Here is a 12,670-nt window from a genome sequence, read left to right on the forward strand (position 1 = left end):
TCCACGGTCGCGGCCGGGCTGTCCCGAGGGCGACGGGTGTGCGTCATGACCTTGGTCGGGACTTGGTGTCCCGTGACGGCGGGACCAGGCGCCGGGATGATGCGGGTATGGGTGTTGTCGTCGGCGGGCTTGCGGTTCTGATGGGGCTGGTGGGTGCCGGCCTGCATGCCGTCAATGCAGCGGCCGGGCGGACCAGTGAGCCGTCGTTTTGGCTGATGGAGCTGGCTGCGTCGGTGGCCTACGGGCTGGCGTGCTTGCTCCTTCGGGCCACCGATGCGAACTGGATCCGGTTGCTGCTCGGGCTGATCGGCCTCACTCAAGGCCTGGCCTTGTTCAGCGCTGAGCTCGGTCTGCTCACTGCAGATTCCTGGGCGACCTGGCTCGGGTCGTGGCTGTGGGCTCCCGGCTACGCCGCCATCGCTGCACTGCTCCCGCTACTGCTGCCGGACGGCCGTCCCGCTACCAGACGGTGGCGACCGGTCCTGTGGCTCACCTGCGCTGCCGTCGTAGTCACCGCACTCACCTGGGCGCTGACGCCGTACGAGTCGCAGGACTTCCCTGAGGCTCTACGGGGCGAGACGAACCCAGTGGGTGTGGCAGCCGTGGCACAGCCGGTCATAGGCAATGCAGCCGGGGTTCTGCTCGTAGCGGCTGTCCTCGCTGGGTTCGCGTCGCTGGTCATGCGATGGCGGCGGGTCGTTGACGTCGAGCGACAGCAGCTGAAGTGGGTGCTGGTCGGCTATGCGTGCACCGTCGTACTGTTCGGCTTCGCACGACTCCTGCCCGGTGGTGCCGCAGGCGTCGTCGCAGCGCTCGCCATGCTGCCGTTGCCGTTGGCGATCGGCTTCGCCGTCATGCGCTACGGCCTGTGGGACGTCGACGTCGTCATCTCCCGAGTCCTCGTGTATGCCGGCCTGTCTGCGCTGGTCATCGCCTTGTACGCCGTCACGGTCTGGCTGGTCGGCGATCGCCTGGGAGCGACCACCGGCGCACCCATCCTCGCCACCACCGCCGTCGCCTTGGTCGCGCTGCCACTCCGCTCCTGGCTGCAGCGGCACGTCAACAGGCTCGTCCATGGTGATGTCGACGAGCCGTACGCGGTACTGGCAAGACTCGGGGACCGGCTCGCCGCTGCGACCACGCCTGACGACCTCTCGGAGCGAGTGCTGCCCTCGGTGGTCGAGCAGGTGGCAAGGTCGCTGCGGGCCCAGCAGGCGACGATCCAGCTCCGGGACGGGCTCGTGACGTCGTACGGCGATGGTCCGGTGGGCCGGAGCTTGACTGTCGAGCTCGAGTACGCCGGTGAGCGCTTCGGGCGGCTCACAGTTGCACGATCAGCCGAGTTCGATGACCACGAGGTGCGAGCTCTGGACCAGCTTGCGGCGCAGGCCGCGGTGGCGGCGCACACTGTGCTGCTCGCGCGGGAGTCGCAGCGCTCACGCGAGGCGGTGGTCGTCGCCCGGGAGGAGGAGCGCCGGCGCCTCCGGCGGGACCTGCACGACGGCGTCGGTCCGTCGCTGGCGGCGCTCGCTCTCCATGTCGAGACCGCGCGTGACATCGCGCCGGACGACCCGGACGCGGCCCGGCGGTTGCTCGACCGGCTGGTTCCCCGGCTCAATGCTGCGGTTGCCGACGTACGCGCGATGGTGCACGAGCTGCGGCCGCCGATGCTGGACGAGCTGGGCTTGGCCGCCGCGGTCCGCGAACTCGGTGACCGACTGTCCACTGGTACGACCACTGTGCGCGTGCTGGCCGATGAGGTCGCCGGACTGCCTGCAGCGGTTGAGGTTGCCGCGTACCACATCGCAGGTGAGGCGACAGGCAACGCGGTCAGGCACGCTGGGGCCAGCAGCGTCGCCGTACGAGTTCAGGAGCTGGACGGCTGCCTCCGGGTCGAGGTCGTGGACGACGGCAGCGGGCTGCCGGACCGGTTGACGCCCGGGGTGGGTACGTCGTCGATGAGGGAGCGCGCCGAAGAGCTCGGCGGGCAGCTGACGATCGACTCAGGGCCTGACGGTACGCGCGTGATCGCCGTACTGCCGAGGGGAGCGCTATGACGGTGCGTGTGCTCGTGGTCGATGATCACCCGCTTTACCGGGAGGGGCTCGTGACTGCGATCTCCACCATGCCTGAGAAGGAGGTCGTGGGGGAGGCGGCCGATGGTGCGGAGGCGGTACGGCTGGCGGATGAACTGGTTCCGGACGTTGTGGTGATGGACCTGCACATGCCGGTGATGAACGGCGTCGAGGCGACCCGGGAGGTGACCGGGAGGCATCCGGCGGTCGCGGTGCTGGTGCTGACGATGCTGGAGAACGACGAGTCGGTGTTCGCGGCGATCCGGGCCGGCGCCAGGGGTTACCTGCTCAAAGGCGCCGATCGCGCCGAGATCGGCCGGGCACTGGACGGAGTCGCGCACGGCGAAGTCGTGTTCTCGTCCGCCATCGCAGGCCGGGTGATCTCGTACTTCGCGGCCGGGCGAGCTGGGTCCGGGGTCGCTCCCTTCCCGGAACTGACCGACCGGGAGCGCGAGGTGCTCGACCTGGTGGCCCGGGGGCTGACCAACGCGGCGATCGCACGGCAGCTCGTGGTCACCGACAAGACCGTCCGCAACCATGTCTCGAACGTCTTCGCGAAGCTGCACGTCGCCGGCCGCGCCGAAGCAGTAGCCCGAGCCCGCGACGCCGGCCTCGGCCACTGATCCGGCGGCCGGGCTGCTCGGCCTGCAGCACCCGTTGGGCTGGATTGTCGGTGGGGCGTGGGATGCTGGCGGGCGTGGCTGTTCGTAGGGGTACTGCGCCGAAGCTCGGTGACGTGTTGCTGGTGACCGGGGCCGAGGCGTTCTTGGCGGATCGGGCGGTGAAGTCTGCGATCGCGGCGGTGTCGAAGGGCAGCGCCGAGGTCGAGGTGACCGAGGTCGAGGCGACCACGCTGGACGTGGGGGTGTTCGCGGAGCTGACCGGGCCGTCGCTGTTCGCGAGTGAGCGAGTGCTCGTGCTGCGGTCGCTGCAGGACCTCCCGGCGGACATGGTGCCGAATTTGCTCGACTACGCGGGCGCACCGTCGGACGACGTACTGGTCGTGCTGGTGCACTCGGGCGGGCAGAAGGGCAAGGCGGTCCTCGACAAGTTGCGGAAGGCATCGGTCACCGAGGTGGTCGCGACCGCGCCGAAGACGTGGGAGTTGCCGCAGTTCGTGGCCGGGGAGATCCGGTTGCACGGCGGGAGTGTGGACGAGGGGGCGGCGTCGGCGCTGGTCGACGCGGTCGGGCATGACCTGCGGGCGCTGGCGGGAGCGTGTTCCCAGCTGGTGTCGGATTCGGGCGGTCAGGCGGTCACGGCGGAGCTCATCGGTCAGTACTTCGGTGGGCGGGCGGAGGTGACGAGTTTCGCGGTGGCGGATGCGGCGATCGCGGGGCGGACCGAGCCGGCACTGGAGCAGCTGCGGTGGGCGCTGGACTGTGGAGTCGCGCCGGTGCTGGTGACGAGCGCGATGGCGGGTGGTTTGCGCGGGCTGGCGAAGTACTCCAGCGCCCCGAGCGGGCTGCGCGAGGCCGATCTGGCGCGGGAGGTCGGCGTACCGCCGTGGAAGCTCAAGCAACTGAAGCAGCAGGCCCGCGGCTGGACGCCCGGCGGACTCGCTGCCGCCATCAAGGCAGTCGCCCAAGCCGACGCCGACGTCAAAGGCGCCTCCGGCGACGCCGGCTATGCCCTGGAACGCATGGTCATCACCGTCAGCCGATCCCACGGCCGCCGCTGAGCCAGTACGACGCAGAGGCTCGCGAACAGACGAAACAGCCGGGTTTTGGGGACGCAAAAACGATCGGCCGGCCCAGAAGGGGTGGCCGATCGTTTGGCGGTGCCTTAGAGGGAGGCGGCCTTCTTGAAGATGGACGACTTCCGGTTGGCGGCCTGGTTGGCGTGGATGACGCCCTTGCTGGCAGCCTTGTCGAGCAGACGGCCGGCCACGCGGGCCTGCTCCTGCGCCTTCGCGGTGTCGCCGGCCTCGGCGGCCTCGCGGAAGCGGCGAACGGCCGTCTTGAGGGTCGACTTCACCGACTTGTTGCGAAGTCGCGCAGCCTCGTTCTGGCGGTTGCGCTTGATCTGGGACTTGATGTTCGCCACGGAGCAGAGCCTCGATCAGGTGTGTTGGTCAGTACAGGAAAGGTGTCGCGCGCACGGCTGACTACCACCCGTGGGTGCGCGAAGAGCCAGATTACCAACAAGCCCCGCTCAGAACCAAACCGGGCCAGCCGGACTCGGCGGCGGATTTCAACCGGCTGAGCGTGACATCAGTCCCGGCCGACGGCATACTCGGGCCCGCGTGACGCCGAGCACCGTCACAGAGCAAAGCTCCACCATCGCCGCCGTCCCAGCCCTGGAGGAACTCAGTGTCACGCCGTACGCCGATCATTGTCGCGACCGCGCTCGTCGCATCCCTGGTCGGCCTCCCCTTCGCCGCCCGCACGGTCCAGGCCAACGAGACCCCCGCAGCCGATCCACTGGTGAAGCGGTCCGAAACCGGCGACTACATCGTCCAGCTCGACGATGCGCCGGTGACCGAGTACGACGGTGACATCGCCGGCCTGCCCGCCACTCGCGTCCTCCCCGGCAGCAAGCTGGTCAAGACCGCCAGCCAGGTCGTGGAGTACGTCCAGCACCTCACCAACGAGCGCGACGAGCTGCTCAGCGCACTCCCCAAAGTCAAGAAGCTCTACGACTACAGCTACACCTACGCCGGATTCTCCGCGCAGATGTCGTACGACGACGCCGTCAAGCTGGCCAAGTCGTCCGGGGTGAGAAGCGTCGAGCCCAGTGAGATCCAGCACCAGGACACCGTCGACACGCCGCGGTTCCTCGGCCTGTCCGGCAAGGGCGGTGCATGGCAGCAGGCGGGTGGGGTCGACAAGGCCGGCGACGGCGTCATCATCGGCATGATCGACACCGGCTTCGTCCCGGAGCGCGCCAGCTTCGCGCCGATGGAGACCACCAAGCAGTCCGACGCGATCGTCGCCAAGAAGTGGAAGGGCACCTGCCAGACCGGCGAGACCGGCCCGGTGACCTGCAACAACAAGGTCATCGGCGCTCGGTACTTCAACAAGGGCATCGGCACCCGCCCGATCCCGGAGGAGTTCAAGTCCCCTCGCGACTACGGCGGCCACGGCACGCACACCGCGAGTACGGCGGCCGGCAACTACGGCGTCGACATGAGCGTGCTCGGCCGGGACTACGGCAAGGGCTCCGGCATCGCACCGCACGCCCGCCTCGCGATCTACAAGGTGCTGTGGTCGGTTGACCAGGCCGGTGGCGGCAGCGGTACGGACGCCGACATCGTGGCCGGTATCGACGCCGCGGTCGCCGATGGCGTGGACGTGATCAACTACTCGATCTCCGGTTCCGGCTCGACCTTCGTGAACGCCACCGGCCTGGCCTTCCTGCGGGCCGCCAAGGCGGGGGTGTTCGTCTCGACCAGCGCCGGCAACACCGGTCCGGGCGTCAGTACGGTCGGCAAGAACTACCCCTGGGTGACGACGGTTGCCAACGGCACCCATGACCGCGACATCCAGACCACCGTGACCCTGGGCAACGGCAAGACCTACACCGGCTCCGGTATCGGAGCCGGTACGCCGAACGCCCCGGTGATCCTCGCCAAGGACGCCGGTCTGCCCAACACCAACCCGAACCTGTGCCAGGCGAACACGCTCGACCCGGCCAAGGTCTCCGGCAAGATCGTCGTCTGCGACCGTGGCGTCAACGCCCGCGTGGACAAGAGCCTGCAGGTGAAGAACGCCGGCGGCATCGGCATGATCCTGGTCAACCTGACCCCGGGCACGCTCGACGCCGACCTTCACTCGGTCCCGACCGTCCACCTCGACGAGAAGGCCGCGCCGGAGATCAAGGCGTACGTCGGCAGCACCACGAACCCGACCGCCACCATCAGCCCTGGTACGCCGGTCCGCGTGACCGCACCAAAGGTCGCCAGCTCCTCCAGTCGTGGCCCGTCGCTGGCCGGCAACGGCGACCTGCTCAAACCCGACATCATGGCGCCAGGCACGAACGTCCTGGCCGCGACGACCGCGTTCAGCGCGGCCGGCGGTGAGTACGCCTTCCTCAGCGGTACGTCGATGGCGTCGCCGCACATCGCCGGCGCCGCAGCAGTGCTGAAGGGCAGGCACCCGGACTGGTCCCCGATGGCGATCAAGTCCGCCCTGCTCACCACCGGCACCGACAAGGACACCAGCGGCAAGCCGATCCAGAACGACTCTGGTTCGCCGGGATCGCCGTTCGGGTACGGCGCCGGCCTGGTGCAGCCGAAGAAGGCTATGGACCCGGGTCTGGTCTACGACTCGTCGTACGACGACTGGGCCAAGTTCGTCTGCGGGTCCGGTCAGGTGCCGTCGACGCACGAGCTGTGTGCGAACGGCAAGATCGACCCGAGCGACCTCAACTACCCGACCATCGCGGTAGGCGACCTGGCCGGCAAGCAGACGGTCACCCGGACCGTGAAGAACGTCGGCGACCTGCCGGAGATCTACTTCCCGAAGGTCGAGGGGCTGACCGGGTTCAAGGTGACCGTGTCGCCGAAACTCCTGGTCACGCTGCCCGGCCGCACGGCGACGTACAAGGTCACCTTCGAGAACGACGGCGCTCCGCTGGAGCAGTACTCGTTCGGCAAGCTCACCTGGAAGTCGAACGAACACTCCGTCACCAGCACGCTGGCGATCAAGCCGTTGACGGTCAAAGCGCCCGAACAGGTGAATGGGACCGGCACCAGCGGATCGGTGCAGGTGCCGATCACGGCTGGGTACACCGGCACGCTCAACACCACCGCGGTCGGTCTGACGAAGGCGGACGTCGGTGAGGCTGCGCTGAAGAACCCGGGCGGCGTGGCGTTCCCAACGGCGAACCCGCAGGCCAACGACCACGTCGCCAAGTTCACGGTCCCAGTCCAGGCCGGGGTGAAGTACGCCCGGTTCTCCACGTTCGACGCGGACTACCCAGCGGGCACCGACCTCGATGTGTTCGTCTACAAGGCAGGCACGACGACTCTGCTCGGCAGCAGCACCGGAGGCTCAGCCGAGGAGGAGGTCAACCTCCCCGCGCCGGCCGGAGGCTCGTACGACGTGTACGTCGACCTGTTTGCCGGGGCGAAGGAGCAGACGGTCAAGCTCAACCACTGGGAGCTGCAGGCCGACGAGGGCAACCTCACCGTCTCTCCAGCTGCACAGCAGGTCCAGGTAGCCGGGCAGACGAGTGTCACGGCGGAGTGGACCGGCCTGACCGCCGGCACGCGGTACCTGGGCTGGCTGCACTACTCCGACGGTGCGGACGGCTCCGGCTCCACAGTGGTCCGGGTAGACAGCTAAAGCCGCTCCCGCACCCAGTCCAGATGAACCAAAGCGTGCCGGCGCTGCCAGGCACGGATTGTCGGTAGGCCAGGTGGGGCCGGCTGAGCCGCGCCCCACCAGAGGCCGCCCGCGATGGCGGCGATGAAGCCGGTGATCGCCTCGTCGCCAGGCAGCTCCGGCAACCGCACCGACTCGCGCATGTCCGCGTGCAGGATCACCGTGTCAGCCCAGCGCGGCGCCAGCGCCGGGTGCGCCCAGTCGATGAACACCACCCGCTGCTCGGTCAGGATGATGTTGTCCGCCCGCAGATCCCAGTGCGCCAGCGCCTTTCCCTCCGCCAGCGCCCGCAGCCCGGTCCGAGCCAGCGAAGCCAGCTCCTCCTCACGCCCAGCCGCCCACTCGGGTACGTCGAGCCCGTCCGCGATCACGTTGTCCCACCGGCTCAGGAACTCTCCACTCCGTACGGCGGCAACCGGCGCCTCCGGCCACGGCGACGGGTCCAAAGCGGAGGTCAGCTCCTCCAGAGCCTCCAGCACCCGTACGGCGTCCTCCTGCACCCAGGGGTGGTCAGGCAGCCGCCCCTCGATGTCCTCGAACAGCAGCGCGACCCAGTCGCCGTGGTCGTAAACGTCATACAGCACCGGGGCTGACGGCAGCTGGCCGATCGCCTGCACTGCGGTGATCTCCTGGCGGAACAGCGAAGGGGTCTTCGGGTTGAGCGACGTACCGACGGCTTTCACGAAGGCCCGGCGGCCGGAGGCGGTCACCAGGCGGGCGGCGACGCCGGGGGAGAAGCCGCCCTGCTGGGTCGTGGCGGAGACCACCACCGACCCCAGTGCGCCTTCCACCCATGCCCGCACCCCGGCGGGCACCTCTTCGAAGGGCAACCGGACCCCAGCAGCGTGCGCCATGCGTCACTACGGTAGGTGCATAGCCCGGCGGCCGCCGGTGATTTTCAAATCCGCTGGTCCCGCATGGGATGATTGACCGGTTGACCAGCAAGATCGAGACCAGAACTGGATCCCTCCGTGCCCGTTGGCCCCAAGAATGTGCCGCAGCCGGGTCGCACCGACCCGTCGCTGATCCGGAACTTCTGCATCATCGCCCACATCGACCACGGCAAGTCGACGCTGGCCGACCGGATGCTGCAGATCACCGGGGTGGTCGACGACCGCTCGATGCGGGCGCAGTACCTGGACCGGATGGACATCGAGCGCGAACGCGGGATCACGATCAAGTCGCAGGCGGTCCGGCTGCCGTTCACGCCCGGCCCGGACAGCCCGGGTGGCCTGCTGGCCCCGGACGGTACGACGTACATCCTGAACATGATCGACACCCCCGGTCACGTCGACTTCACCTACGAGGTGTCGCGGTCGCTGGAGGCGTGTGAGGGCGCCGTACTGCTGGTGGACGCCGCGCAGGGGATCGAGGCGCAGACGCTGGCGAACCTGTACCTCGCGCTGAACGCGGACCTGCACATCATCCCGGTGCTGAACAAGATCGACCTGCCCAGCGCGCAGCCGGAGAAGTACGCCGCCGAGCTGGCCCACATCATCGGCTGCGACCCCTCCGACGTACTCAAGGTGTCGGCCAAGACCGGCGAGGGCGTCGAGGACCTGCTCAGCGAGATCGTCGCCCAGGTCGAGCCGCCGAAGGGCGTCAAGGACGCGCCGCCGCGAGCGCTGATCTTCGACTCCGTCTACGACACCTACCGCGGCGTGGTCACCTACGTCCGGGTGGTCGACGGCGAGCTGACCCACCGGGACCGGATCAAGATGATGTCGACCGGCGCGGTCCACGAGATGCTCGAGGTCGGTGTCATCTCGCCGGAGCCGATGAAGTCGCCGAGTATCGGGGTCGGCGAGGTCGGCTACCTGATCACCGGGGTGAAGGACGTCCGCCAGTCGCGGGTCGGTGACACCGTCACCGCGGCCGTGCACGGCGCGACCGAGCCGCTCGGCGGCTACAAGCATCCCCAGCCGATGGTGTACTCCGGGCTGTTCCCGATCGACGGCGACGACTACCCGACGCTGCGTGACGCGCTGGAGCGCCTGCAGCTGAACGACGCGGCATTGCAGTACGAGCCGGAGACCTCGGGTGCGCTCGGGTTCGGGTTCCGCTGCGGCTTCCTCGGCCTGCTGCACATGGAGATCGTCCGGGAGCGGCTCGAGCGCGAGTTCGACCTGGACCTGATCTCGACCGCGCCGAACGTGGTCTACCGGGTCGAGATGGAGGACGGCAAGGAGCACGTCGTCACCAACCCGAGCGAGTTTCCCGAGGGCAAGATCGCCGAGATCTACGAGCCGGTGGTGAAGGCGACGATCCTCAGCCCGAAGGACTACATCGGCGTGATCATGGAGCTGTGCCAGACCAAGCGCGGCAGCCTGGGTGGCATGGAGTACCTGTCCGAGGACCGCGTCGAGCTCCGCTACACGCTGCCGCTGGCAGAGATCGTTTTCGACTTCTTCGACCAGCTGAAGTCCAAGACCAAGGGCTACGCGTCGCTCGACTACGAGCCGACCGGTGAGCAGGCCGCCGCGCTGGTCAAGGTGGACATCCTGCTGCAGGGCGAGCAGGTCGACGCGTTCTCGGCGATCGTGCACCGCGACAACGCCTACGCGTACGGCGTCGCGCTGGCCGGCAAGCTGAAGGAACTGATCCCGAGGCAGCAGTTCGAGGTGCCGATCCAGGCCGCGATCGGGTCCCGCATCATCGCCCGCGAGTCGATTCGCGCCATCCGCAAGGACGTGCTGGCCAAGTGCTACGGCGGTGACATCACCCGGAAGCGCAAGCTGCTCGAGAAGCAGAAGGAAGGCAAGAAGCGGATGAAGATGGTCGGCCGGGTCGAGGTCCCGCAAGAGGCCTTCATCGCCGCCCTGCGCACGACCGACAACGCGGAGAAGGCCAAGAAGTAGTGCCGGTCGAGATCCCAGCGGACTTCCGGGCGGTCGCATCCCGCGGGCAGGACTGGGCCGACTGGCTGGATCGGCTGCCGCGGCTGACCCGCGAGCTGCTCGACGAGTGGGAGCTGCGGGTCGACGGCAGTACGTCGTACGGGAACTGTGCGCTGGTCGTGCCGGTGACGACGGCCGATGGGCAGCCGGCGATGCTCAAGGTGCAGTTCCCGCACTGGGAGGCGGAGACCGAGCATCTGGCGCTCCGCGACTGGGGTGGGAACGGCGCGGTCCAGCTGCTGCGGGCGGATCCACGCCGCTTCGCCTTGCTGCTCGAGCGGTTGGAACCGCGCGACCTGACCACGATCGATGCTGTCGACGCCTGCGAGATCGTCGGAGCGACGTACAAGCGGTTGCACATCCCGGCCGGTCCGCAGTACCGGACGTTGTCGGGTGAGCTCAAGCGCTGGGTTGAGCGCCTGAGGCAACTACCCGCCTCGGCGCCGGTCCCGCACCGGTACGTCGAGCAGGCGATCTCACTCGCCGAGGACTTCAGCACCGAACCGGCCTGCGACGGCAAGCTGATCCACACCGACCTGCACTATTTCAACGTCCTCGCGGGTGTCCGCGAACCCTGGCTGGTGATCGACCCGAAGCCGCTGTCCGGCGACCCGCACTACGAGGTCGCGCCGCTGATCTGGAACCGCTGGGACGAGGTCGTTGCCTCCGGCGACCTTCGGTTCGCGGTCCGGCAACGCTTCTACGCCGCGATCGACGCCGCCGAACTGGACGAGGACCGCGCCCGCGACTGGGTCATCGTCCGCCAGATGCTCAACGTCCTCTGGACCCTCGAGAGCACCGATTCCGACGAGACGCTGCCGCAGGACTGGCTGACTCGCAACATCGCCATCGTGAAGGCCATCCAGGATTAAATCGGTGGCTGACTCCCGGCCCGGCGGGAGAGTATGCGGGTATGCGGTTGCTGACGGTCAATGTGGTGGAAGAGCTGATCCCGGGTCCGAAGGAAACCGGACTGACCGCCATCGACAAGCGACCGCAGCCGGGCCGCGTCCAGGTGGGCGAGCTCGGCCTCGCCGGTGACAGCGTCTGCGACACCAAGAACCACGGCGGTCCCGACCAGGCGCTCTACGCGTACGCCGAAGAGGACGCCCAGTGGTGGTCCGCCGAACTCGACCGCAGCATCCCCACCGGCCTGTTCGGTGAGAACCTGCGCACCGATGGGCTCGACATCACCGGAGCCCTGATCGGCGAGGTCTGGCGGATCGGGCCGGACGTCGAGGTGATGGTCCGGTATCCGCGGATTCCCTGCGTGACGTTCGAGCACCGGATGGGAATTCCTCGCTGGATCAAGCGTTTCCACCGCGAGGGCCGACCGGGCGCGTATCTGAAGGTCCTGAAGACCGGCACCATCGGCGCGGGCGACCCGATCGAGATCATCCACCGTCCCGCCCACGAGGTCACCGTCGGCGAGGTCTTCGGCTCGCCAGACCCGGCCCGCATGCAACGCATGCTCGACTCCGGCGCCGACCTCGGCGACGAGATGATCGAACTGGCGCGCCGCGTCGCCGCCCGCGCATGACTAGGGTGTGTGGTCCGCGGTGATCGGAGCGTTGTTCGTGCCGGTGGTGCGGTGGGCCGGGGCGCGTCAGTTGGTGGGTTCGCGGTAGCCCAGAGCGGCTGAGATCTTGCGGGCGGCTTCGATCGCGGCCGGCGCCATCAGGGCGACCTGGGCGATGGATTGCTCCAGGGAGAGCGTGGAGATGCTGACGGCGGCGATCGCGGCGGCGGTGTGGTCGTGGATGACCGCGGCGACGCAGCGGATGCCGGGCTCGTTCTCCTCGTCGTCGAGCGCGTAACCGCGGGCGCGGACCTGGGCGAGGTCGGCCTTCAAAGCCGCCGCGGTCGTGTGCGTCAACGGCGTACGCGCGGGCAAACCGGTGCGGGTGATCAGTGCATCGAGAGCTTCGTCGTCCTTCTCAGCCAGCAGCGCCTTGCCGATGCCAGTGCAGTGCAACCAGAAGGCCTTCCCGACGCGCGACGGCATCCGATACGGCTTCGGGCCGTCGAGCCGAGCAACATAGATCGCCTCGTCGCCATTGAGCAGACCGACATGAACCGTGCAGCGAGTCTGCGCAACCAGATCGGCGAGCACGGGCCGCGCGACCGTCGCGAGGTCGACATTGGTGAGCGCATGCCCCGCAAGCCGCAGCGCCTTCGGCCCGGGATGGTACGAGCCGTCCTCGGCCTGCGCGACGAACTCGTGCTCGACCAGCGAAGCCATGATCCGGTGCACAGTCGACTTGGCCAGCCCGGTCGCGTTGACGACATCGGTGAACCGCGAATGCTCCAGTACGGCGTCCAGCACCATCAGCGTCTTGTCGATGGCCGAGGGCGAGCTCATATCGGTCAT

Annotated in this window: 10 protein-coding genes; 7 read left to right on the plus strand and 3 right to left on the minus strand. The window is 68.4% G+C overall.

The annotated features are described in order from the left end of the window. Positions 1–107: 107 nt before the first annotated feature. The 3 genes from EV646_RS25700 (at position 108) to holA (ending at position 3,756) form a co-directional block, all read left to right on the plus strand. Entirely contained in the window at positions 108–2,057 is a 1,950-nt protein-coding gene (locus EV646_RS25700; protein ID WP_132152832.1) for a sensor histidine kinase, read from the plus strand. After that, a complete protein-coding gene (locus tag EV646_RS25705; protein WP_132152834.1) occupies positions 2,054–2,698 on the plus strand; it encodes a response regulator in 645 nt (214 codons plus the stop codon). Before EV646_RS25700 ends, EV646_RS25705 begins: the two co-directional genes overlap by 4 nt. Positions 2,699–2,772: 74 nt before the next feature. Next, on the plus strand, positions 2,773–3,756 hold the full coding sequence (gene holA, locus EV646_RS25710; protein ID WP_132152836.1) for a DNA polymerase III subunit delta: 984 nt from the start codon (positions 2,773–2,775) through the stop codon (positions 3,754–3,756). 104 nt (positions 3,757–3,860) lie between these two features. On the opposite strand, the gene rpsT is transcribed toward holA, so the two are convergent. Then, on the minus strand, positions 3,861–4,121 hold the full coding sequence (rpsT, locus tag EV646_RS25715) for a 30S ribosomal protein S20 (RefSeq protein ID WP_132152838.1): 261 nt from the start codon (positions 4,119–4,121) through the stop codon (positions 3,861–3,863). 266 nt (positions 4,122–4,387) lie between these two features. Between rpsT and EV646_RS25720 the strand changes: the two genes are divergently transcribed. After that, complete coding sequence (locus EV646_RS25720; protein ID WP_132152840.1) at positions 4,388–7,363, plus strand: S8 family serine peptidase; 2,976 nt, start codon at positions 4,388–4,390, stop codon at positions 7,361–7,363. Here EV646_RS25720 and EV646_RS25725 read toward each other — a convergent pair. Continuing rightward, positions 7,360–8,256: a protein kinase family protein gene (locus tag EV646_RS25725; protein WP_132152842.1), complete on the minus strand. Its 897-nt coding sequence runs from the start codon at positions 8,254–8,256 to the stop codon at positions 7,360–7,362. The genes EV646_RS25720 and EV646_RS25725 overlap by 4 nt on opposite strands. A 117-nt stretch (positions 8,257–8,373) precedes the next feature. On the opposite strand from EV646_RS25725, the gene lepA reads away from it, so the two are divergent. Genes lepA through EV646_RS25740 form a run of 3 tightly spaced genes read left to right on the plus strand, consistent with a single transcriptional unit; the run spans position 8,374 to position 11,839 of the window. Next, positions 8,374–10,260, plus strand: coding sequence for a translation elongation factor 4 (gene lepA, locus EV646_RS25730; protein ID WP_199237190.1), 1,887 nt, complete (start codon positions 8,374–8,376; stop codon positions 10,258–10,260). Then, positions 10,260–11,171: an aminoglycoside phosphotransferase family protein gene (locus tag EV646_RS25735; protein WP_132152843.1), complete on the plus strand. Its 912-nt coding sequence runs from the start codon at positions 10,260–10,262 to the stop codon at positions 11,169–11,171. The genes lepA and EV646_RS25735 overlap by 1 nt, the downstream gene beginning before the upstream one ends. Positions 11,172–11,212: 41 nt before the next feature. After that, entirely contained in the window at positions 11,213–11,839 is a 627-nt protein-coding gene (locus EV646_RS25740) for an MOSC domain-containing protein (RefSeq protein ID WP_132152845.1), read from the plus strand. Positions 11,840–11,905: 66 nt separating this feature from the next. On the opposite strand, the gene EV646_RS25745 is transcribed toward EV646_RS25740, so the two are convergent. Continuing rightward, a complete protein-coding gene (locus EV646_RS25745) occupies positions 11,906–12,670 on the minus strand; it encodes an IclR family transcriptional regulator (RefSeq protein ID WP_241996322.1) in 765 nt (254 codons plus the stop codon).

It is taken from the genome of Kribbella antiqua (assembly GCF_004345665.1).
Taxonomy (GTDB): Bacteria; Actinomycetota; Actinomycetes; order Propionibacteriales; family Kribbellaceae; genus Kribbella; species Kribbella antiqua.